Origin of the sequence: Vibrio cholerae (assembly GCF_008369605.1) — a bacterium.
GTDB classification, from domain to species: domain Bacteria; phylum Pseudomonadota; class Gammaproteobacteria; order Enterobacterales; family Vibrionaceae; genus Vibrio; species Vibrio cholerae.
Genome location: NZ_CP043554.1, coordinates 1,796,250 through 1,818,354, shown reverse-complemented (window position 1 = coordinate 1,818,354; position 22,105 = coordinate 1,796,250). Strand labels below are relative to the sequence as shown.

Below are 22,105 nucleotides of genomic sequence, written 5' to 3'. Positions count from 1 at the left end.
GCGGCTCAACGTCATTCGAACACAGGATTTGCAAGAGTGAGAAGATCGTACTCAGGTTGAGGGGATGTCGCCGACTTGAGAACGGACAGTCACACAGTGTCATTGCATCCAATGGTGCTGTTAGAACAGATAGGGAAAGTTCATGCCTACCAATAAACCTACAATTATTTATACCATTACTGATGAAGCCCCAGCGCTGGCAACGTATTCATTACTGCCGATTATTCAATCATTTACTGCTTCATCAGGCATTAACGTAGAAACACGCGATATTTCATTAGCTGGCCGTATTCTGGCTAATTTCCCTGAGCATTTGACCGAAGAACAACGTATCAGCGATGCGTTGACTGAACTGGGTGAGCTAGCAAAAACGCCTGAAGCGAACATCATTAAACTGCCCAATATTTCAGCTTCTGTTCCTCAACTCAAAGCGGCGATTAAAGAGCTGCAAGACAAAGGCTATGCACTGCCAAATTATCCAGAAGAACCGAGCAGCTACGAAGAAGAAGCGATCAAAGCCACTTATGACAAGATCAAGGGTAGTGCGGTAAACCCCGTGTTACGTGAAGGTAACTCCGATCGCCGTGCGCCAGCCTCGGTGAAAAACTACGCCAAGAAAAACCCGCACTCCATGGGCGCTTGGAGTAAGGATTCAAAATCACATGTTGCAAGCATGAGCGATAAAGATTTCTTCGGTAGCGAGAAGTCGATGACGGTGAGCGGCTCAACTAAAGTGACGATTGAGTTCGTGGGTAAAGAGGGTGCAGTGAAAGTGCTGAAAAAGCCTTTTGCGCTGCAAGATAAAGAGATCATCGATACCAGCGTGATGAGCAAAAAAGCGCTGATTGCCTTCTTTGAAAAAGAAATCGCGGATGCGAAAGCGCAAGACGTGCTGTTCTCACTGCACATGAAAGCGACCATGATGAAAGTCTCGGATCCAGTGATCTTCGGTCATGCGGTGAAGGTGTACTACAAAGCGGTTTTTGATAAGTATGGTCAACTGTTCGATCAACTGGGTGTGGACGTTAATAACGGTCTAGGTGATGTCTACGCGAAAATTCAATCGCTGCCAGAAGCGCAACGTGCAGAAATTGAAGCGGCGATTCAAGCGGTATATGCGACTCAACCCGCTCTGGCGATGGTGGACTCTGACCGCGGTATCACCAACCTGCATGTCCCAAGCGATGTGATTGTTGATGCGTCTATGCCAGCAATGATCCGTACTTCAGGCCAAATGTGGGGCCCTGATGGTAAGCAGAAAGACACCAAAGCGACGATTCCCGATCGCTGCTACGCAGGCGTTTACCAAACCGTTATCGATTTCTGTAAACAGCACGGCGCGTTTGACCCAACCACTATGGGCAGTGTGCCCAACGTGGGTCTGATGGCACAAAAAGCAGAAGAATACGGCTCACACGATAAGACCTTTATTCTGGATGCTGAAGGTGTGGTGCGTGTGATTGACGAAGCGGGCAAAGTGCTGCTTGAACAAAGCGTGGAAGCGGGCGACATCTTCCGCATGTGTCAGGTAAAAGATGCCCCTATCCAAGATTGGGTAAAATTGGCGGTAACTCGTGCTCGCGCTTCCAACACGCCAGCCGTTTTCTGGTTGGATCCTGCACGCGCTCATGACGCTGAGCTGATCAAGAAAGTGAATCAGTACCTACCTAATCACGATACCTCTGGTTTGGAAATCAAGATCCTGTCACCGGTTGAAGCCACGCAATACTCACTTGTGCGTATGAAGGCGGGACAAGACACCATTTCTGTAACAGGTAACGTGCTGCGTGATTACTTGACTGACTTATTCCCAATCCTTGAACTGGGTACTTCGGCGAAAATGCTCTCTATCGTTCCGTTGATGAACGGTGGTGGTTTGTTTGAAACGGGCGCGGGCGGCTCGGCACCGAAGCACGTACAACAAGTACAAAAAGAGAACCACTTGCGTTGGGATTCACTGGGTGAGTTTTTAGCGCTTGCCGCATCTCTGGAGCACTTGAGTGTGGTCACTGGCAATCGTAAAGCACAAGTGTTGGCGGATGCGCTTGATAAAGCGACGGGTAAGTTCCTCGATATGAACAAATCGCCTTCACGCCGTGTCGGTGAAATTGACAACCGTGGTAGCCATTTCTATTTGGCGACTTACTGGGCGCAAGCACTGGCTGAACAAACGGCAGATGCAGATCTCGCAGCTGAGTTTGCTCCGATTGCAAAAGCGCTTGAAGAGAAAGAAGCGCAAATTGTCGCAGAACTGAATGGCGCGCAAGGCAAGCCTGGCGATTTGGGTGGCTATTACGCCCCTGAGTTTGCGAAGGTGGCTCCGCTTATGCGTCCTAGCTCGACCTTCAACGCGATCATTGACCGTTAATCTAGTTTAGACACCAAAACAAAACCCGCCCAATTGGGCGGGTTTCTATTTTTGTGCTTTGCAAATTGCCAAAGCACGCTAGTGTGGCAATCAATCCACTATTTTGCTGATTGTCCCTCGATTGGCACAACACAGCTCGCGTGGTATCCCTTAGGACCTTGCTCCACCTGATAAGAAACCTGTTGACCGGCTTTGAGTGTACGGTATCCGTCCATCTGAATGGTTGAGTAATGAGCGAAAATATCTCCGTCTTCACCTTCCGGGCAAATAAAACCGAAGCCTTTGGCATTATTAAACCATTTCACTGTACCTGTAGCCATGCTATACATCCCTCATGCATTTTATAACTGATGTTTTAAGAGAAACGTCAATTTGTCCCTAGGACATCCTGACTTCTCAAAAGTGAATAGCGATTCAGCCTATGCTTAACGTTAGTCACTAATTGACCAATTTAGACGATGATTGAACGCAGTCAATAGGACGAACGTATAAAAGCACACAGTTTGATATGCAAACTCAATTTTGCAATTGCAATTATATAAATTTGTCATTTGCAAATCGCGAAGCAAATTATTAACAAACTTGCATATTGGTGTCGGTAAAGTAAGCAATCGCGCTATTCGTGATCGTCATTCGCAATGTTTTATTTGCAGCGTTACAATTGCTGCATTAGTCTCTAAGTAAGAGGCGAAATTCATTAAAGTGCGGATGCCGTCAGTGAGTTTAAACGGCTAGTTTTACAGCACTTTATAGTTGAATTCTCTGTAAGAAGCCCTCAAATATTGAAGTGTCATGAGTAAAAACTTTGAATGGATCTCTCCAGACTTTGATTTGCTGGAGAAAGAAAAGACGGCGGTTAAGCCACCATCTATGTATCACGTGGTGTTAAACAACGATGATTACACACCGATGGACTTTGTAATTGAGATTCTTGAGCGCTTTTTCTCTATGGATATAGAGAGAGCGACGCAAGTGATGCTCAAAGTGCATTACGAAGGAAAAGCAATATGTGGCACGTTTACTGCAGAAGTTGCAGAGACGAAAGTCGCTCAAGTAACGATGTACTCAAGGGAAAATGAGCACCCACTTTTGTGCACGATGGAGCAAGCTTAAACTTGCCGGGCAATGTGGTTGTTCCTTAAGGAGGCCTTATGCTTAACAAAGAATTAGAGTCGAGTCTAAACGGCGCGTTCGCTCGGGCACGAGACAAAAGACATGAATTTATGACCGTCGAGCACCTCCTACTTGCATTGTTGGAAAACGATGCAGCGCGGGAAGCCCTGTTAGCCTGTCAAGCCGACATTGATGTATTACGCCGTGAGCTGGATACTTTTATCGACCAGACCACGCCCCTTATCCCCAAAAATGACGAAACTCGCGAGACACAACCGACGTTGAGTTTCCAACGCGTACTGCAACGCGCGGTGTTCCACGTGCAATCTTCCGGTCGAAGCGAAGTGACGGGAGCCAACGTGCTGGTGGCGATTTTCAGTGAGCAAGAGTCGCACGCGGCCTATCTGCTGAAGAAAAATGACATCAGCCGCTTGGACATTGTCAACTTTATTTCGCACGGCATTACCAAAGCGTCTAACCATAGTGAAGACTCTTCTTCCGATTCGTTTGGCAGCAGTGATACTTCTGAAGAGGTGAGTGCTGACGAGCGTTTGGAAAGTTTTGCGACCAATCTTAATCAGTTAGCAAAACAAGGCCAGATCGATCCACTGATTGGCCGTGACAAAGAGTTGGAACGCACGATTCAAGTTCTGTGTCGCCGTCGTAAAAACAACCCACTGCTGGTGGGAGAAGCGGGTGTCGGCAAAACTGCGATTGCGGAAGGCTTGGCATGGCGAATTGTTGAAGGCAATGTGCCGGAAGTGATTCAGCGTAGTGTGATTTATTCACTGGATATTGGTTCGCTGTTAGCGGGCACCAAATATCGTGGTGATTTCGAAAAACGTTTCAAATCGATTTTGAAACAGCTTGAGAAAGAGAAAGACGCCATCCTGTTTATCGATGAAATTCACACCATCATCGGTGCGGGTGCCGCTTCTGGCGGTCAAGTCGATGCGGCGAACCTAATTAAGCCTCTGCTTAGTAGCGGTAAACTGCGTTGTATCGGCTCAACCACCTATCAAGAGTACAGCAACATTTTTGAGAAAGAGCGTGCGCTATCTCGCCGCTTCCAAAAGATTGATATTGTAGAGCCTTCATTGGACGATACCACCAAGATTTTGATGGGATTGAAGACCAAATACGAAGCTCACCATGATGTGCGCTATACCAATAAAGCGCTGCGTGCTGCGGTTGAACTTTCAGCCAAATACATTAATGAGCGTCATCTGCCTGACAAAGCGATTGATGTAATTGATGAAGCGGGTGCGCGGGCACGTTTGATGCCAGCAAGCCGTCGTAAGAAAACGGTCGGTGTGGCGGAAATTGAATCCATGGTCGCCAAAATGGCGCGGATCCCAGAAAAATCCGTCTCCTCTTCTGATAAAGACATTCTGAAGAATCTGGATCAGAAGATGAAAATGTTGGTGTTTGGTCAAGATGCGGCGATTGATGTGCTGACAGAGGCGATCAAGCTGACCCGTGCTGGATTAGGCGCAGAACATAAGCCAGTCGGTTCTTTCCTGTTTGCAGGCCCAACTGGGGTTGGTAAAACAGAAGTGACTCTGCAGCTTTCTAAGCTGCTCGGTATCGAACTACTACGTTTTGATATGTCGGAATACGGTGAGCGCCATTCGGTAAGCCGTTTGATTGGTGCACCTCCAGGTTATGTGGGTTATGACCAAGGTGGGTTACTGACGGACGCTGTGATTAAGCACCCGCACTCGGTTGTTTTGTTGGACGAAATTGAAAAAGCGCACCCCGATATTTTTAACTTGCTATTGCAGGTGATGGATAACGGTACGCTGACGGATAACAACGGTCGTAAAGCCGATTTCCGTAACGTGATTCTTGTGATGACCACCAACGCGGGTGTAGCTGAAACGGTGAAAAAATCGATTGGTTTGATCCAGCAAGATAATAGTCATGATGCGATGTCGGAAATTAAAAAGGTGTTCACTCCCGAATTCCGTAACCGTCTTGATCACATTATCTGGTTCAATAGCTTAGATGAGCGTGTGATTCATCAAGTGGTCGATAAATTTATCGTGGAACTGCAAGCTCAGTTGGATGCGCGTGGCGTTTCTCTGGAAGTCTCGGAAGATGCCCGCCACTGGTTAGCAGTGAAAGGTTATGACCGTGAGATGGGTGCTCGTCCGATGGGACGTGTGATCCAAGAACAACTGAAGAAACCACTCGCCAATGAGCTGTTGTTTGGCTCGTTAGTCGATGGTGGCACAGTGAAAGTGACGCTGAGTGATGACAGACTGGCTTTCGAGTATTTCGGTACTCGTGAAGAGGTGGTTCACTAGACATCTCACAATACGCAAAAGGCACCGCAAGGTGCCTTTTTTGATCCACAGTATTGGATAACTCCAATTTAACTGAGCAAGATAAAGATGGTGCCCGTTAAGGTCATTAAGATATTGGCAATCGCGTAGGTACCCGCGTAACCCAGTGCTGGAATGGTAGACTTAGCGTATTCATTAACCACATCCATCGCCGGAGCACAGGTGCGCGCGCCAATAATCGCACCAAACAATAGAGCGCGGTTCATCTTTAGAATGTAGGCACCAACCAAGTAAGCGAACACGACAGGTACAACGCTCACTAAAAAGGCTAAGCCGATCACTTGCACACCTACTTCGGAGAGATGCTGGAACATTTTGCTACCTGCATTGAGCCCAATCCCGACCATGAAGATGGCCAGACCAAGGTCTTTGACCATATTGAGTGCGCCTTGCGGAACATAACCGAAAGTCGGGTGGTTGGCTCGCAAAAAGCCCAAAGTGATACCAGAGAGCAGTAACCCCACCGCATTACCTAAGCTAAACGAAACTTGGCCAAAGGTCATGGTGACCAAACCAAACAGAATGCCAAGAATAAAAAAGCTACAGAAGGCAAGCAGGTCGGCCATTTGGCTGTGTACTGAGATAAAACCGATTTTATCTGCCAGCCCCTTTACTTTGCTTTTCTCGCCGCTGACTTGCAGGACATCGCCTTTGGCGAGCACGATATCCAAATCCATCGGCATTTCGATTTGTGCACGAACGACTCGGTTAAGGAAGCAGCCGTATTCCGAAAGGTTAAGATCGGAGAGGCGTTTTCCCGCAATGCTGTCACTTTTTACCACGATCTCTTCTTCTGAAATTCGTAGGTCGAGCAAGTTACGGTCAAACACTTCTTTGCCGTTGCGAAAGCTCGGGTCAAGACGAGCGTGGCTATCTGGGAAACCTACGAGAGCAATTTCATCCCCTTCTTGCAAAATGGCATCACCATCAGGATGGGCCAAAATGCCATGTCGGCGGATACGCTCAATATAACAGCCTGTTTGACGATAGATACCCAGCTCGCGCAGATTACGACCGTCGATCCAGTTAATCAGTTCAGGTCCGACTCGATAGGCACGGATGATCGGCAGATAGACTTTACGCTGACTGCCTAACCCTCGTTCTTGCGCGATTTGTTGAGCAGAATCGGACAGGTTTTGCTTTTGCAACTTAGGGAGTAATTTAGCAAACATGATCATGCTGATAAGGCCGATCAAGTAGGCCATCGCATAACCGACCGAGACATTATCTAGAATCAGTGACAAATCCATATGTCTTGGTACCGCGGCAAGTCCAGAATTGAGCGCATCCTGAGCACCTACCAGTACGGGCGTTGAGGTCAATGCGCCCGCCATCATCCCGGCGGCTAAGCCATAATCCAGATTAAGATAGTAACCACCAAAGTAGGCAATCCAAGTCGCAGTGATCAAAACCACTAAGCTTAGAATTAAGTAGTGTTTACCATCGCGGAAGAAAATACCAAAGAAGTTAGGACCCGCTTCAATGCCGACACAATAAATAAAGAGCATAAAGCCGATGGTTAATGCTTCCGGTGTAAAGGAAAAACCAAGATGTCCCATGATCAGAGAGGTGATGAGCACTCCAATCGAATTACCCAATTGGAAGCTGCCAAAGCGAATTTTCCCGAAAGAGAGACCGATGGCGAGGACAACAAATATCAGCAAAATTGGATTTTGCTCTAGCAACAAAACGACGTCGATGTTCACGATTTAACTCAATTCACGCGTGACAAGAGGGGAAATAATAAAATTTTGGGAATTGTATCCGAATATTGCAAAAAGATAAGTGAATTTTTGCGCGGATGCGCATTATTTGGAGCGAAATAGCTAAAAAATCCTAAGTCTGCAGAATCTCGTACGAACAAAAAAGCCTGCGATATTCACAGGCTTTTTCGATTTATCATTTTATTAGTCAAATAGACCTAGATTCTCTTTTGCGTACGCTTCGAAGTCTGTGCAGCCGCCGATGTGTTGTTCATCGATGAAAATCTGTGGAACGGTTTCGACTGGCTTGCCGATGGTTTTTTCTAGATCGGCTTTAGTGATGCCTTCGGCGTGGATATCAACATAGCGATAGTTAAAATCATCACGCTTTGCTTTCAATGTTTCAGCATGCTCTTTGGCACGAACACAGTAAGGACAGCCAGGACGACCAAAAATGACCACAAACATATCTTTCTCCTTCATTTTGTTTGCGGGTACTATGCCCGATTCAAAGGGGGAAATAAAGCGTGATTTTTCCTCTTGATTTAATAGATAAAAACAATGGTTTTACTCTCTGCTTCGCTTTTTCTCACCACTCTTCTTGGCTCGCAGTTATCATGGAAGAGATTGAAAATCCTCAATTTCTATGTGATGTTGTGCAAGAACTAGCAGATTTTTTGTGGCTAATTTCGGCAAGTTGCACTGGGTCAAACAAATTTCTCCCATTTGGATGCAAGCTTAGCACTATCTGATGTGTGAAAGGCCTTGGAGGGAGCATGTTCCAGTTTATGACCGCGACACGGATCATCTTTGGTGAGGGGTCGCTAGAGAGCTCCCTTTCGATAATCAGCCAGTACGGATACAGCGTGCTACTGGTCTCGGGGAAAAACGCTGAGCGCTATGCTCCTCTAACGGCCTATCTACAACAGCAGAACATGCGCTACCAACATGTTGTAGTTTCTGGCGAGCCCAATATCACTATGGTTGAAGAAGCCGCGATGCTCGGTCGTCGCTTTAAACCTGACATGGTGATTGCGATAGGCGGCGGTAGTGTGCTGGATATGGGGAAAGCGGTCGCGGCGATTATCCCCAATCAAGGCAACGTGTATGACTATGTTGAGGTGGTTGGGCGCAGTGTGCCTCTCAAAGCCAAACCACTGCCATTTATCGCGATTCCGACTACTGCTAGCTCGGGATCTGAAGTGACGCGTAATGCGGTGCTGAAATCGGCGCAAGACAGAGTCAAAATTAGCTTGCGCAGTCCTGAGATGTTAGCGGACGTTGCGATCATTGATCCCACTTTGACTTACGGTACAGATCCTGTGACGTCTGGTCGAGGAGCCATGGATGCGTTTACCCATCTTATGGAAGCTTACGTGTGTGGAGAGCCCAATCCTCTAACCGATATGATTTGTGAGGAAGGGTTACGGCGTTTAAGCCGAGCGATGATCGCGGGCTGCTTGCGCGATGATAAAAAAGCACGCAGTGATCTCTCCTTCGCTGCCATGCTGGGTGGAATGGCGACAACCAATGCCAAATTAGGGGCCGCCCATGGGCTGGCTTCTGCACTGGGCGGCAAATTGGATGCGCCACACAGTGTGATTACCGCGCGACTTGCGCCGATTGTAATGCGAGAAAATATTGATGTGGCTAAAGAGGCTGGGCGCAGTGATATTCTACAGCGCTACAAGATCGTTTCGCGCATTCTGACTGGCCGTAAAAATGCCTGTGTGGAAGATGGCATCTTATGGGTCAATATGATGCTAGAAAAATTATCGATTCCTAATTTGACCGATTTTGGTGTCTGCGCGACCTCTTTTGAACGCGTGGCCGCAGATGCACTGAAATCAACAGCGATTAAAGGTAACCCGATCCCTTTGACCATGGAGCGCTTGACTCACATTCTGCATCAAGTCTGCTCTTGTCAACCACTTGCGGCGATAGAGCCTCGAGCATCACAAGGTGAGGTGGAGATTCGCCATTTGCTAAAAGAGGAAGGGAGCCGTTTGAGCGGGCAACATTGAGCCTATTCCTCTTTATTGGAAGCCATCATTATTCTGACTCAAAATGAAAACGGAGCCACTGGGCTCCGTTATTCTGTCTTTGTGTGTGGCCTAGTAAGGCGGTAGTTTGTCGTAGCGAGAATCTTTCAGCACTTCTTTCACGCGCTTAAGATTTTCTCTAAAGCCTGAACCTCGGCGCAAAGTAAAGCCAGTTGCCAATACATCGATCACGGTCATTTGCACTACGCGACTTGCCATTGGCATATACACGTCTGTGTCTTCAGGCACATCTAAGCAGATCGATAATGAACTGGCTTTGTCCAGTGGTGAATCTTTAGCGGTAATCGCGATCACCGTTGCTCCGTTTTCACGAGCAAGATTGGCGATTTCAACCTGACTTTTGGTGCGGCCAGTATGAGAAATCAGCACAATAACATCATTATCAGTGCAGTTGATACAGCTCATTCGCTGCATCACAATATCTTCAAAGCAGCTGATCGGAATATTGAAGCGGATAAATTTATTCTGTGCATCGCGTGCGACCGCAGAGGACGCGCCTAAGCCAAAAAACGAAATACGTTTTGCTTGAGTGAGCAGGTCAACAGCACGGTTGATTTGCACGGGATCCAAACTGTTTTTCGCCACATCCAGACACGCCATGGTCGATTCGAAAATCTTGTGGGTGTAAGCATCTGGGCCATCATCCTCTTCTACGTTACGGTTAACGTAAGGCGTGCCGTTTGCAAGGCTTTGAGCTAAATGCAGTTTAAAGTCCGGAAAACCTTTTGTATCAAGGCGGCGACAGAAACGGTTCACCGTAGGTTCACTCACGTCCGCCATTTTTGCCAGCGTAGCAATGCTGGAATGAATAGCGGTTTGTGGTGATGCCATAATCACTTCGGCAACCTTACGCTCAGACTTGCTAAAGTTTTCCAGGTTTTTTTGAATTTTTTCTAATGTATTCATAGTGTTCACGCAGGCTAGAGAACAACTCGTTGGTCTGGGCTTTGGAAACAATAGGGGAGAAATCAATGGCTTCCAAATGTTAAACCCACCAACGCCAATAAGCCGAGTATAAACCTAAGCGTGATGGATCCAGAAACGAAACTCTCAGAAAGACCGTGAGAATATGACAAGCCTCAATTAAATTTTATAAAAACTACACTTTTGAGGTGTGGTGTTGCCCATATCTGGTGCTTCTAGCCCATGATTGACGCAAGAGTTACAGCAAACTGAAATTTTATTTCTGTTTGCTGTAACTCTTAGCGAAGGATTATTGGTTCAGAATGCATTGGGTTAGATGTTCGATTTGACGCATCAACTTTGGCGCTTGTTGTGCGATTTCTCGTTGTTCATCCAGCACGTTATGCAAAATTTCTTTGGTTGTCAGAGGGTTGGCCAATACCACTCGGAAGACTATGGTTGCCAATTTATCCCATTGGTGTGGATTGAGTTGGGTACGTGACACAAAGGATTTACCCGTTTCCCTTTGTTTCTTCTGAATAAACTTAGTGAGTTCGTTCAGTAGCTCATTCAACTGCGCACGCTGTACCCCTTGCGATTTTTCTAGCGCCATGCGGACATGCGCGGGTAGATATCGATAAGTCAACAAGCAGAGTTCCGGTTGCGAAACCAACTCAAAGTCAGTTTGCGCATCAATCAGGTCGGCAAAATATCGCGCTTTTTCAATACTTTGATCGATAAGTAGCTGATAGCCTGGGCGGCTAATGATGTGCATGCTGGCGTAAACCAACATCGCCATGCCTGAGCGTGATCCTTCCAGGGTATGGCTACCCAAATCTTTAGAGCCTTGACGCAAAATGTACTGGGCATGATGCTCAATTGAGCGCATCGCATTCGGGTCTTTAAACAAGACCATACCCGCACCCATAGGGATGTAGAGCTGCTTATGAGCATCAATGGTCACTGAATCGGCCAACTCGACACCATCAAGCAGTCCTCGATAACGGTTTGACATTAACGTCGCGCCGCCCCAAGCCGCATCGATATGGAAGTGGATCTGTTCACGCTGACAAATCTGAGCAATGGTGCGCAGTGGGTCAATATTGCCGGTTTCTGTGGTGCCGGCGACTCCGACAACGGCAAACACTTTGATCTTATTGGCTTTTAACTCGGTGATTTTCTGCTCTAGATCGTGTGGGCAGATACGGTTATGCGCATCGGTTTTGACCGCGACCAAGCCTTCTTGGCCTATACCCAGCACATCGGCCGCTTTTTTCAACGAGTAGTGGCCTCGTTCGGAAACCAAAATGGCTAAACCTTCATGACCGTAGTGGCGCATGGCTTTGAAGAGCCCCGCTTTTTCAACGCCGGGGAAATCGCCTTCTGCTTTAAGCGCATTATTGCGAGCAACCCAAAGTGCCGTAATGTTGGCGATGGTCCCGCCTGAGCAGAAAGCGCCGAGTGAGTGCTCAGCACTGTGCATCCACTGTTGATAGAAGTGATCCGTCTCGCCATAAATCAAGCGATGGATCATGCCTAGCACCTGACGCTCTAGCGGCGTGAATGCCTTAGAGGTTTCAATTTTGACCAGATTTTGATTAAGAGCGATCATGATTTTTGACAGCGGCATCAGGAAGTAGGGCAGTGCCGATGTCATGTGGCCAATAAAACTGGGGGATGCGGTGTGCACCGAGTGTGACACCAGTGTATCCAGTAAATGTTGGGTATGATCGGAAACGAATTGAGGCTGTTCGGGAATGTGCGCGTTGGAAAAATCTTTCTCAATCTCTTTGAGCGGCTTTTCTTCTGCCACAATGTGTTTGCGCAAGAAGTGGTTTAAATTGCGAGAAAGCTCTTCATCGATTTTAGTTAATGTTGAGTCTGGACCTTCCGGTACGGTGAAGATCTTGAGCAGAGAATCGAAGTTGACTTGCGCGGATTTGTGTTCTGATACCATACAGCGTCGTTATTATTCTGATTGATGGGCTTCAAGCGGGACAATCTAATTCAAAACGGGAACAATGTCCCGTCTTAATTCGGAAAGCCTTGATTGCACTGGTGTGTGATTATTGGCACTTCATCGCTTCGACTTTTTCAATCGCCTGATTATAGCGATTCAGCGCCGATTCGATCTGCTTAGGGTGACTGAGCAGGTCTGCCAACGCGGAGCGCAGTTCATAATTTTTCGGGTGAGGTGTGGCTTGTCGGTCGGCAAAGGTTACGCTGGCTAACTTGCCAAGCTCATCGCTGCGTGTCGCCAATTGTTTGATTTCTGGCTGTTCTAGTTTTAACCATGATTCAACATGTTGGGTGGTTGCGACTTTACTTGGGTCATGTTGTAAGTAGTAATGAACAGCCGCGCGATTCAAGGCAAAGTGGTGCTGTCTGCCCTCTAAAAACCATTGACTCACTTCGGCTAAATCTGGGTTGCGTTCACTGGTCAGTTTGGTGAGATCGGCATACCAGTTCAATGAAGCATCGATGTAGGCATCGTATTTTTGGCTGAAGCAGGTGTTATCCGCGTAGGCTGAAGCGGAGACGACCGACATCAGTAAAACAGTGCTCAGGCGTTTCATAATCTTTCCTTTTGAATTGTTATTTTTAGTCGTTCTTGATGGGACTTCATTGAGATAAACCTTAACCCCCTAACTCGAAGAGACTTGTTCTACCCAATCATTTAGGGGCGCTAGGTTAAAATATTGTTTACTAAATTGTAAATCTCAAGGCGAAACATTGTAAACGAGCTCAGAGGGAAATCCTGCGATCTAGCTTGCAAGAGAAACAAAGAACAGGATCAAAACCGGCACCAATAGACTCAGAATAAAGCCGCTAACAATCGCCACCGGAACACATTTTACACCGCCAGTGGTTTGAATGACGGGCAGGGTAAAATCCATGGCTGTCGCTCCTGCATAACCAATCGCGGTACAGGGTTTGCGCCGGATCAGCATGGGAATTAACACCAGCGCGACTAGCTCGCGCAGTAGCTCAATCATAAAAGAGGCTCCGCCGAGTACCGGCCCAAAAGCATCGCCGACTAAGATACCGGCTAATGAGTACCAGCCAAAACCTGAGGCCATCGCCAGTGCTTGGTAAATTGGCATGTCGAGTAGCCACGCAGCAATCACGCCACCTAGCCAACTGGTTAGGATGATCACTGCCGCAATAACCATTCCGTGCTTATTTAGCAAGATCTGTTTGAGCGATAAACCACTGTTGCGCAGTTGAATACCAATAAAAAACAGCAAAAGGAAGAGGATCCAGCCGCTCGCGGATTCGACCCAATGTAAGTCTTGATTCAGTAACACACCCGCCACCAGGCCTGCACCGACCACCAAAATAAGCTTCGCAGACTCCAACATCATGCTTGAGAGCGGGACTTTTTTATGAGTGATATCGGTACTAAGTGGCAGATAGCGATCAACTAAAGGTAAGACTAAGAGGTTGCATGTCCCTAGCACCACGAAAAAAACGGCCGTGTATTTGACAATGGTTTGTAAGTTACTTTGTAGGTTATCTAAGCCCGCGAGACTGAGACCCATCAAAAATAAGATGACGTAAACGAGATGCGAGGTTGCTCGACTCAAACGATGGAGATGAGATGGGTTACGAATAATGAATAGGTAACCCACCACGAGTGGTGCAAAAACAAAGATCATCCCTGACAGCATAACATCCTCACAGTGGTACTTCAGATGCCACTGGCACTGATCACATCACTTAGCTTGTTGTTAAATTCCATTTCACTTAAGTTGCTGAGCTGGTAGAGCACTTCAGCGCCTTCAGAGTTGATCTCGACATTGTGATCGTCAATCGCATCATCTTTCTTTCTGAACATCAGTAAGTGATGAGCAATACGAGCAATATCGAGGTAAGTGACTTCTTGTCGCTCGGTTACCAGCTCAGTGTTGCAAGCGACTTCCAAAAAGTCATGATCAAATCCCCAGTGACGTAACACCAATTGACTGATTGGTGAGCACTGAGATTGGAAAATCTTCAGTGCAATAGTGGGATCCAGATAATTACCATTTTGTAGATATAAATGGTACTCATTGACCAGACAGAAGATACCGATATCCGCCAACAAACCGACTAGTAGTGCCTTTTCTAGCTCAAGGTACTGGTATTTCTTCGCATCCACACACTTAAATGTCTGGGTCACCAGTAACATGGTGGCCCCCATTTCGCGAGAAATGGTCGCACTTTTAAGTAAGATGCGATTGCACTCTTTACTGAGGTTGACGGAGTACTTCAACTGTTCAATAGCTTGCGCCGTCACAATATCACGAACGCGCAAAATGCCAAGACGTGAAACGGCCGTGACAATATCGGTGCACGTAATGTTTCGACGATTAAACACAACTGAGTTCGCCACGCGAATCACAATCGCAGAGAGCCCAGGATCTTCAATTAAGCAGTCCGCGACATCGGATATGGATGTCGATTCCGCTAAGCACAGGCGCTGAATTTTTAAAACGACATCTGGAATTGGGGGAAGCGAAATTTTCCCGGTACTGATAGAAAGCTCGACCAATTGCGCAAATTCACTTTCCAATCCTTGGATGAGTTTATGTTTGGTTTCGGGTAACCAGTAAAAAGATAGGTGACTCATAAAATACACGATCAAGCAAAGTTGGTAGCATTTTAACTATCGCTAAACTAAATAAGCAAACGGTTCCATGCATTTTACCGATTACGCTGGTTTTTTCGTTGAACTATTGAGCGATTTAATAGATGAGGTTTAAGTATAGAGGAGCAACAAAAAATTGACGCTGTGATACTGGTCTCATAATCTGGCGCAAAAGTATTGCATCGATGTGAGATAAGTCCAGACTTATTTCTCTTCGTAAACTATCATTAGCTTCATAAAACAAGCAAGCTCATACGAACGATTGAATAGACTTGCTAAACAATTTCATTATTTTCGCTTTATTGCTGCTATCTGGTGATCTTCCTTAATCGGGGAACGTGATTAAAGGATCAATGGATATGAATGAGCAACAGTTTTTCGACTACGTAACTAAGTTTGGCGCCTACCAAAAACGCTCGATGTTTGGTGGTATTGGCTTGTTTCAACACGACGCTATGTATGTGTTGGTCAGTGAAGACCGCATTTTTGTGCGTGGTGGAGAAGAGCTCGACCCTGAGCTCTTGGCCTTAGGGTGTGAGAAATATCGCCATGTTAAAAAACAGACAACGGCAACCGTAAACTATTACGACATCACTGAACTGTATGAGCAACATCACCCTGAGCTAGACTCGATCATTGAACGCTCGATTCAGTTTTCTGTGAATCAGCGGGAATTTCAACGCTCAGCAGCCAGTCGTCGTCTACGGGATTTACCCAATATGCAACTGACTTTGGAGCGTATGGTAAAAAAAGCGGGCATTGACGATGTGGAAACTTTTATGAGCCTCGGTGCGCCAGAAGTGTTTAATAAGGTGCGTCAAGCTTATGGAAGTGATGTCGATGTAAAACTACTGTGGAAGTTTGCGGGTGCGATTGAAGGCATTCACTGGAAACTGCTGCAAGAGCCGCGTAAGCGCCAACTGTTAGAAAGTTGTCAGCAGCGTTAAGTTAAAGCGTTACCCACGTTCTCAATCATAAAAAAGCCATAAGCCAGAAATCTGGTTTATGGCTTTTTTACTGTATCGCGACGAACGCTAACGGATCAGAAGTTAAAGCGAGCTGTGAACATCAACTGATCGTCATAAAAGTCGTTTATGCGAGCTTCTGCACCGAGAGAGAACAGCTCGGTTGCGTGGAAGCGTGCGTATACTGAGCCTAGCCAATCATCATTGTTGTCGATAGAGACGTAACCTGCTTTACCGCCCACCTCAAGCTGAGGCCCTAACCACTGACGAATACCAATGTTTAGTTCCATGCCGGTATCGGCGCTAGAGCGTTTGCGATCATCGACTAAACGAAACAGCATTTCACCGGTAAGATCTGCCCAGTTATTGACCGGCGCGTGGAATCCAAATCCGGCCGCGACATCGTAGTCACTTTCAAATTCTGAGTCGATTCGACCAATCACATGAGCATTAGGGTGAATAGAGCGACTCATCGCAGCACCAAAAGTCATAGGGCTGGCGCCGATGCGCGCTTCTACATAGTCATAGCTAAAGTTGCTCATTACGGTACGGCTATCACGCTCACCTTCAGCCAGTGCCGAGCCAGCGACGAGAAGTAGTGCAGTTGCAACGATTGTTTTACGCATAATTAAGATAAACCTTTATCTTCTGATTAATTCCAAGGCCACTACCTGAAAGTTGCAGTGACTGAAGCCTTAAAATCGACTCCGGGTTCATGGTTTGACATCATAAAGCATTGATGTATCAAGCTACTATCAAAAAATGTCAGAGTTTTGTCGTTCATATGAAATTTAAGCAATTAGAGTGCCAAATTCCCTATTCACCAAAGCTCATTCTTTTAGCGGCGATCGCATTTAGAATTTTTTCTGCATCGAGAATTTGAATCCAAGGCATTAAGTCCTCTTCGTTCTCAATCACGTAATGAGTCAATTGCTCTTTTACGGCTTGGCGCAGTTGTTCGCCATGCCAAGGCTTAGCGATGTAAAAGTGTAAACTGGCATGGTTAACGGCTTGTACGGTATCTTCCAGTCCTGCTTGGCCTGTGAGTAACATCTTGCGTGTTTTGGTGGTATCGGCTTCTTGGTTGAGCTCAATAAGAAATTGAATGCCAGTCTGCTCCGGCATGATGTGATCACACAGGATCAGGGCGAGGGGGATCGCCTCTTGGCGATAATCCTCAATCACGGATTTCGCTTCCGCAACCGATTCGGCCGCTTCAATAATGAAATGCTCTTCAAAACAGTCGAGATCTTGCACCACACTGTCGAGCACTTCTCGTTCGTCATCCACACATAAAATCAAAAATTTGTTCATGGCTTGCTCCTTGCCAAGGTGGGTGCGGATACCATTAAAGGCAGCCACACCGTCATGGTGGTGTAGTGGTTAGGTTGGGAGTCGACATCAATCCAACCTTGATGTTGCATAATGATCTGTTGACAGACAGATAGGCCAATCCCAAGACCAAAGTTACCTTCTCGTTTGGTGGTGTAGTTGAGGGCAAAAATCTTCTGCTGTAACGCTTGTGGAATGCCACAACCATTGTCGGTGAAGCGAATTACGGCGTAGTCGATATCTTGACGACGTTGCTGCTCGGTTTCAATTCGCAATACGCCATGTTCAGGAAAAGCGTCAATCGCATTTGAGATGAGATTGGTCCACACTTGCTGTAGCGCAATTGGCAAACAATAGATTAATGGTAATTGTGCGTACTCTTTTTCGACACTATGCCGTTTTAGGCGATTTTCAAAAATGACCAAGGTATCTTCTATCCCTTCATGAATATCGGAGAGTCGATAAGTTTCATCGTCAGGACGTGCATAGCCTTTAAGGCTTTTCACCATGTCAGCAATCCGCTGTGCACAGACTTGGATTGAACGCAGAGTACTGCCGGTGAGGTGATAGCTTTCCAGCTGTTCAAGTTGTTTTTGCGCTATTTCCGGTCGACTTTTGGCGAGTTGGATCATGGCCTCATCGTCATCCAAGCCCAATTTGACCATTTTTTTGGCGATTAAACGGTGATGGATAAGCTCTTCTAACAGTTTGGCTTTGTGACGCTCTTCGGAAGTGGATATCGGCTTAGCCTGCATGGCTTTTTGCAATAGTTGCGCACCTAATTGCTCGGTTGGCGCTCGCTCTTCACCCTCAATCAAATGTCCAATATGGCTGGATAAGGTTTCAGTACCGCGCAAAATGGCAGCGACCGGATTATTCAACTCGTGGGCAACGCCTGCCACCAGTTGTCCTAACATCGCCATTTTTTCACGCTCCATCAATTGTTGATGGGCAGACTCTAAAGACTCCAACGTTTTTTGCAGTTCAAGTTTCGTGGTAATGCTGCGTTGCAATCGACGATTAAAATGGCGCAGAAGTAAGTTGGTAAACAGCGGCAGTAGACTGGTGTCGTTGTGCATGACTTTGGCGAACACGTCACGATCAAGTTTTATCACTTCAGTCTGGGTTAGGGTGATCGCAGTCGAAAAAGAGGGTTCGCCAGTCACAAATGACATACCGCCAATAATATTGCCTTTTTTATGGCGTACCACTTCACGCTGTTGACCAAGATCGTCTCGCTTATATAAAGCCACTTCGCCTTCGGTGATAAACCATAAGAAACGGTTAGGCTCGCCCTCTTCGGTCAGTAAATGCTGCGCGGAATAGGTTCGGCACGCTTGAGTCTCGTCTTTCTCATCAAAAAACTGGTACAGCGCACCAATCACTTTTTCGGCTAATTCACTATCGGATAAGCGGTGATAATCCGTGATGAATCCTTCACGGTAGCTGCGCATCTTATTATCGATGTGCGCGCGTAACAGACGCTGCTGATCCAACACCGTGCTGTAGCTCAAGATATTGTCTTTATCGTGTTCAAGTACAAAGGAGGTCAGTTCTTGTAAAGCCGTTTTGCGTAGCACGTTATCTTGCAGTGGTTTAGTCAGGCAGTAGTCTAAGCGACCTTCGTTGACCGCGCTCAGAATGGCTTGGATATCTTGTCCACCACTTACCAGAACTTTGCGAGCGTGTTTGGTGTGCGCCACTTTATCTAATCGAATCAAAAAATCCGCACCATTGAGCGCTTCGTGATGACTGGCGATAACTAACGCGGCGATCTGTTCACGTTGTTCAATAAATTCAAGCCACTGCTGAGCTTCATCAATGGATTCAGCGCTGCATAGGTCGAATTTACTGGCAAAACCAGACAGTTCTTGACGCCATTGTTCAATACTGAATGGATTGTTATCTAAAATGAGCAGGGCGTAGCGATTCACAACCTTTTCTCTGGCAAGGGTTCACGCCGTTACTTTAGCAGGGATGGCGCTGATGAAGTGGGAGCAGAGTTGGAGAATTTCCAATCAAGACTGTTGCAATTCAATACTCTGATTTGATTCATACTTTTCCCGTTGTTTGCACAAATGTTGACAATTATTTGTATCTTGTACGAGTTTCGTCACCTAAACTAAGGAAACTCAATCCCAAGGAAATATTCGACTATGAAATCAATAAAAATGATCGGTGCAGTGGGTGGGGCTGTTGCGCTAGGTTTGTGTTGGCCACTCGCGGTGGGCCAAATCGGTGAATCTGCGATCAAAGATGGCCTCAACAATTTTGAAAGCTCCTCAACCAAGGCTGAACTGGTTAACTATCAGCGCGGTTATCTGTCATCACAAATGCAGACGCGTTACAAAATCACAGACTCGACGATTGTGGCGCAGTTAGAAGCAGAAGGTATTCCGACCGAAATTTTAGTCGACAGTACACTGACTCATGGCCTGATGGGGGTGTCAGCGGTATCAACACTGCCGCAATTCCCTGAGTTTCCACTGCAGATTCTTTCGAATACCAAGTTAAACGGTAACACCGATTACACGGTGAAGCTGGAACAGTGGAACTACGTATTCCAAGGTGAAGAGCCTGTCGCAGTGACCATTGAACCGGCGCAAATGAGCGGTTCTTTAACGACATTGGGTGAAATGACGTTCCAACTGAATGTACCAAAGATCATTTTGGATTTTGAAAACCAAGCGCAGATGGTACTCAGCCAGATCACCGGTGACGGTCAAGGTAAAGAGAGTGATGGTTTGTGGCTAGGCGCACAGAATTTCAAGCTGGATAAACTGAGTGTCAACCAAGAGGGACAAACGGAGTTTGATATGGGTGGTTTTACTTACCATTTCACTTCAGGGTTGGATACCACACAGACTCGTTTTACCACGGCTCACAAAATGAAGATTGCCGATGCCAAATACAGCGGCGGCGAGTTTAAAGAGTTCGCTTTAGATTTCACGTTGGGGGATTTGGATACCACGGCCACCAAAGCGCTGTCTAAACTTTATCAAGGTGCGCCAGAGATGACCGAGCAGGATGTTGAGCAGATCTTGCCACAAGTAGAAGCACTGTTCAGTAAAGGGTTCTTCGTTTCAGTGGATAACTTCTCGGCCAATATTTCTGGTGGTGATTTTGCATCGAACTGGCGACTGAATGTGCCTGAAGGGACGGAAAATCTACTGCAAGATCCGATGGCGGTCATCCCAGCACTGACCGGGCAGACTAAAACGTATATTTCCAACCAGTTGGTGGCGGCTTTCCCATTTATTGCACAAGGGATTGACCAGCTCATGATGATGGAAATGATGACTCAAGATGATAAAGGCTACACCCTACAAGCGGAAATCAAAGAGGGTAATGTGGTATTCCCGAACGGAAAAACCATGCCACTCGTCATGTTGTTAATGCCGCTGATGATGTCGCAAGGCTAAAAACTCGCGCGGTCGTTCGTTGCTTGGGGAAAGAGGCGTTAAGGCCTCTTTTCTCGCTTTTTATCTGGCGTAAAAAGTGGTATTAATCACAACACTTTTCGTTAGCAGGAGCAATGAACACATGGAGCACAACACCGATACGGTTTATAACTTTAGTGCGGGTCCCGCCGCCTTGCCTAAGGCTGTGATGCTGCAAGCACAAGCGGAGTTTGTAAACTGGAATCATCTTGGCACTTCGGTGATGGAAATTAGCCACCGTAGTCAGCCATTCATTCAAGTGGCCGAGCAGGCTGAGCGCGATCTGCGCGATCTTCTGAATATCCCAGATAATTACAAAGTACTGTTTTGCCAAGGCGGAGCGCGTGCACAGTTTGCTGCTGTACCGCTTAACTTGCTCGGGGATGCAGAGACGGCAACCTACATTGATGCCGGTTACTGGGCGATGAGCGCAGTGAAAGAAGCGAAAAAATACTGCACCGTCGATGTTTTTGACGCCAAAATTGAAAAAGAAGGCAAAATTGCCGTATTACCTGCGAGCGAATGGCGCATTGCGAACAATGCTGCCTATGTGCACTTCTGCCCGAATGAAACGATTGATGGTATTGAAATCAACGACTTGCCTGTCACAGACAAACCGATCGTTGCCGATATGTCTTCGACCATTTTATCTCGTGAAATTGATGTATCGAAATACGGCGTGATTTACGCTGGCGCGCAGAAGAATATTGGACCTGCGGGGATCTGTATCGCCATCGTGCGCGATGATTTGCTGGATTTGGCTAGCGATCTGTTACCGGGAGTACTGAACTACAAAATTCTTGCTGAGCAAGAGTCGATGTTTAATACCCCGCCTACCTTTGCTTGGTATCTCTCCGGCCTTGTTTTCCAATGGTTGAAAGCACAAGGTGGCGTCAAAGCGATTGAAGAAGTGAACCGTGCAAAAGCGGCGCTGCTTTATGGCTATATTGATTCATCCGATTTCTACCGTAACGAGATCCATCCAGACAACCGCTCGCTGATGAACGTCCCATTCCAACTGGCGAAACCCGAGTTGGACGATACCTTCTTGGAACTGGCTGAAGCGCGTGGCTTGGTGTCATTGAAAGGACACCGTGTTGTGGGGGGGATGCGTGCCTCTATCTATAACGCGATGCCGCTAGAGGGTGTGCAAGCGCTGGTCGATTTTATGAAAGAGTTTGAAGCGCAATACGCTTAATGGCATGTGGTTGATAGCTCAAGAAAAAGGCTTCCATTCGGA

General features: G+C 46.8%; 18 protein-coding genes. 7 read left to right on the top strand and 11 right to left on the bottom strand.

Going from position 1 to position 22,105, the window contains the following annotated elements; all coding sequences use genetic code 11:
* The first annotated feature begins 142 nt into the window (after positions 1–142).
* Positions 143–2,368, top strand: a complete 2,226-nt coding sequence (locus F0316_RS08405) for an NADP-dependent isocitrate dehydrogenase (RefSeq protein WP_149560404.1) — start codon at positions 143–145, stop codon at positions 2,366–2,368.
* Between the two features lie 98 nt (positions 2,369–2,466).
* Here F0316_RS08405 and cspD read toward each other — a convergent pair whose 3' ends face one another.
* The gene (gene cspD, locus F0316_RS08400; RefSeq protein WP_000190603.1) at positions 2,467–2,688 is read right to left on the bottom strand and encodes a cold shock domain-containing protein CspD; all 222 of its coding nucleotides are present in this window, start codon (positions 2,686–2,688) and stop codon (positions 2,467–2,469) included.
* Positions 2,689–3,160: 472 nt separating this feature from the next.
* Here cspD and clpS point away from each other — a divergent pair, with 472 nt between their 5' ends.
* Together clpS and clpA are read left to right on the top strand one after the other, a co-directional pair.
* The gene (gene clpS, locus F0316_RS08395; RefSeq protein WP_000041728.1) at positions 3,161–3,481 is read left to right on the top strand and encodes an ATP-dependent Clp protease adapter ClpS; all 321 of its coding nucleotides are present in this window, start codon (positions 3,161–3,163) and stop codon (positions 3,479–3,481) included.
* Between the two features lie 38 nt (positions 3,482–3,519).
* Positions 3,520–5,790 carry an ATP-dependent Clp protease ATP-binding subunit ClpA gene (gene clpA / locus F0316_RS08390; RefSeq protein WP_000932415.1) on the top strand — a complete coding sequence of 757 codons (2,271 nt, stop codon included), beginning with the start codon at positions 3,520–3,522 and terminating at the stop codon, positions 5,788–5,790.
* 68 nt (positions 5,791–5,858) lie between these two features.
* On the opposite strand, the gene F0316_RS08385 is transcribed toward clpA, so the two are convergent.
* Both F0316_RS08385 and F0316_RS08380 read right to left on the bottom strand, forming a co-directional pair.
* Positions 5,859–7,535, bottom strand: a complete 1,677-nt coding sequence (locus tag F0316_RS08385) for an aspartate:alanine antiporter (RefSeq protein WP_001018084.1) — start codon at positions 7,533–7,535, stop codon at positions 5,859–5,861.
* Positions 7,536–7,736: 201 nt separating this feature from the next.
* Positions 7,737–8,000 (bottom strand): GrxA family glutaredoxin, encoded by a 264-nt coding sequence (locus tag F0316_RS08380; RefSeq protein ID WP_000498418.1) that lies wholly within the window; start codon positions 7,998–8,000, stop codon positions 7,737–7,739.
* A 308-nt stretch (positions 8,001–8,308) separates the two neighbouring features.
* On the opposite strand from F0316_RS08380, the gene F0316_RS08375 reads away from it, so the two are divergent.
* Positions 8,309–9,556 (top strand): iron-containing alcohol dehydrogenase, encoded by a 1,248-nt coding sequence (locus F0316_RS08375; protein WP_000486144.1) that lies wholly within the window; start codon positions 8,309–8,311, stop codon positions 9,554–9,556.
* A 90-nt stretch (positions 9,557–9,646) separates the two neighbouring features.
* Here the strand turns inward: F0316_RS08375 and F0316_RS08370 are convergent, their stop codons facing one another.
* From F0316_RS08370 to F0316_RS08350, 5 genes are all read right to left on the bottom strand, one after another.
* Positions 9,647–10,501, bottom strand: coding sequence for a MurR/RpiR family transcriptional regulator (locus F0316_RS08370; protein ID WP_001093848.1), 855 nt, complete (start codon positions 10,499–10,501; stop codon positions 9,647–9,649).
* A 307-nt stretch (positions 10,502–10,808) separates the two neighbouring features.
* Positions 10,809–12,455 (bottom strand): pyridoxal-dependent aspartate 1-decarboxylase PanP, encoded by a 1,647-nt coding sequence (panP, locus tag F0316_RS08365; protein WP_000253198.1) that lies wholly within the window; start codon positions 12,453–12,455, stop codon positions 10,809–10,811.
* A gap of 109 nt (positions 12,456–12,564) precedes the next feature.
* On the bottom strand, positions 12,565–13,074 hold the full coding sequence (locus F0316_RS08360) for a hypothetical protein (protein ID WP_000826868.1): 510 nt from the start codon (positions 13,072–13,074) through the stop codon (positions 12,565–12,567).
* 189 nt (positions 13,075–13,263) lie between these two features.
* On the bottom strand, positions 13,264–14,169 hold the full coding sequence (locus F0316_RS08355) for a lysine exporter LysO family protein (RefSeq protein WP_000948497.1): 906 nt from the start codon (positions 14,167–14,169) through the stop codon (positions 13,264–13,266).
* A gap of 20 nt (positions 14,170–14,189) precedes the next feature.
* On the bottom strand, positions 14,190–15,110 hold the full coding sequence (locus tag F0316_RS08350; RefSeq protein ID WP_000019000.1) for an HDOD domain-containing protein: 921 nt from the start codon (positions 15,108–15,110) through the stop codon (positions 14,190–14,192).
* Between the two features lie 377 nt (positions 15,111–15,487).
* On the opposite strand from F0316_RS08350, the gene F0316_RS08345 reads away from it, so the two are divergent.
* On the top strand, positions 15,488–16,075 hold the full coding sequence (locus F0316_RS08345) for a TfoX/Sxy family DNA transformation protein (protein ID WP_001005366.1): 588 nt from the start codon (positions 15,488–15,490) through the stop codon (positions 16,073–16,075).
* Between the two features lie 95 nt (positions 16,076–16,170).
* Here the strand turns inward: F0316_RS08345 and F0316_RS08340 are convergent, their stop codons facing one another.
* From F0316_RS08340 to F0316_RS08330, 3 genes are all read right to left on the bottom strand, one after another.
* A complete protein-coding gene (locus F0316_RS08340; RefSeq protein WP_001232640.1) occupies positions 16,171–16,719 on the bottom strand; it encodes a hypothetical protein in 549 nt (182 codons plus the stop codon).
* A 190-nt stretch (positions 16,720–16,909) separates the two neighbouring features.
* Positions 16,910–17,407: a response regulator gene (locus tag F0316_RS08335; RefSeq protein ID WP_001031962.1), complete on the bottom strand. Its 498-nt coding sequence runs from the start codon at positions 17,405–17,407 to the stop codon at positions 16,910–16,912.
* A complete protein-coding gene (locus tag F0316_RS08330) occupies positions 17,404–19,359 on the bottom strand; it encodes an ATP-binding protein (RefSeq protein ID WP_148548854.1) in 1,956 nt (651 codons plus the stop codon). The genes F0316_RS08335 and F0316_RS08330 overlap by 4 nt, the downstream gene beginning before the upstream one ends.
* A gap of 222 nt (positions 19,360–19,581) precedes the next feature.
* Between F0316_RS08330 and F0316_RS08325 the strand changes: the two genes are divergently transcribed.
* Both F0316_RS08325 and serC read left to right on the top strand, forming a co-directional pair.
* Positions 19,582–20,847 (top strand): DUF945 family protein, encoded by a 1,266-nt coding sequence (locus tag F0316_RS08325; RefSeq protein WP_149560403.1) that lies wholly within the window; start codon positions 19,582–19,584, stop codon positions 20,845–20,847.
* Between the two features lie 121 nt (positions 20,848–20,968).
* The gene (serC, locus tag F0316_RS08320) at positions 20,969–22,063 is read left to right on the top strand and encodes a 3-phosphoserine/phosphohydroxythreonine transaminase (RefSeq protein ID WP_000400869.1); all 1,095 of its coding nucleotides are present in this window, start codon (positions 20,969–20,971) and stop codon (positions 22,061–22,063) included.
* Positions 22,064–22,105 lie beyond the last annotated feature (42 nt).

Bases quoted from the DNA above. Each gene is read 5' to 3' on its own strand.
- cspD (WP_000190603.1), bottom strand. From the start codon at position 2,688: ATGGCTACAGGTACAGTGAAATGGTTTAATAATGCCAAAGGCTTCGGT.
- F0316_RS08340 (WP_001232640.1), bottom strand. From the start codon at position 16,719: ATGCGTAAAACAATCGTTGCAACTGCACTACTTCTCGTCGCTGGCTCG.
- panP (WP_000253198.1), bottom strand. From the start codon at position 12,455: ATGGTATCAGAACACAAATCCGCGCAAGTCAACTTCGATTCTCTGCTC.
- F0316_RS08345 (WP_001005366.1), top strand. From the start codon at position 15,488: ATGAATGAGCAACAGTTTTTCGACTACGTAACTAAGTTTGGCGCCTAC.
- F0316_RS08325 (WP_149560403.1), top strand. From the start codon at position 19,582: ATGAAATCAATAAAAATGATCGGTGCAGTGGGTGGGGCTGTTGCGCTA.
- F0316_RS08380 (WP_000498418.1), bottom strand. From the start codon at position 8,000: ATGTTTGTGGTCATTTTTGGTCGTCCTGGCTGTCCTTACTGTGTTCGT.
- clpA (WP_000932415.1), top strand. From the start codon at position 3,520: ATGCTTAACAAAGAATTAGAGTCGAGTCTAAACGGCGCGTTCGCTCGG.
- F0316_RS08375 (WP_000486144.1), top strand. From the start codon at position 8,309: ATGTTCCAGTTTATGACCGCGACACGGATCATCTTTGGTGAGGGGTCG.
- F0316_RS08350 (WP_000019000.1), bottom strand. From the start codon at position 15,110: ATGAGTCACCTATCTTTTTACTGGTTACCCGAAACCAAACATAAACTC.
- F0316_RS08360 (WP_000826868.1), bottom strand. From the start codon at position 13,074: ATGAAACGCCTGAGCACTGTTTTACTGATGTCGGTCGTCTCCGCTTCA.
- clpS (WP_000041728.1), top strand. From the start codon at position 3,161: ATGAGTAAAAACTTTGAATGGATCTCTCCAGACTTTGATTTGCTGGAG.
- F0316_RS08370 (WP_001093848.1), bottom strand. From the start codon at position 10,501: ATGAATACATTAGAAAAAATTCAAAAAAACCTGGAAAACTTTAGCAAG.
- serC (WP_000400869.1), top strand. From the start codon at position 20,969: ATGGAGCACAACACCGATACGGTTTATAACTTTAGTGCGGGTCCCGCC.
- F0316_RS08405 (WP_149560404.1), top strand. From the start codon at position 143: ATGCCTACCAATAAACCTACAATTATTTATACCATTACTGATGAAGCC.
- F0316_RS08335 (WP_001031962.1), bottom strand. From the start codon at position 17,407: ATGAACAAATTTTTGATTTTATGTGTGGATGACGAACGAGAAGTGCTC.
- F0316_RS08355 (WP_000948497.1), bottom strand. From the start codon at position 14,169: ATGCTGTCAGGGATGATCTTTGTTTTTGCACCACTCGTGGTGGGTTAC.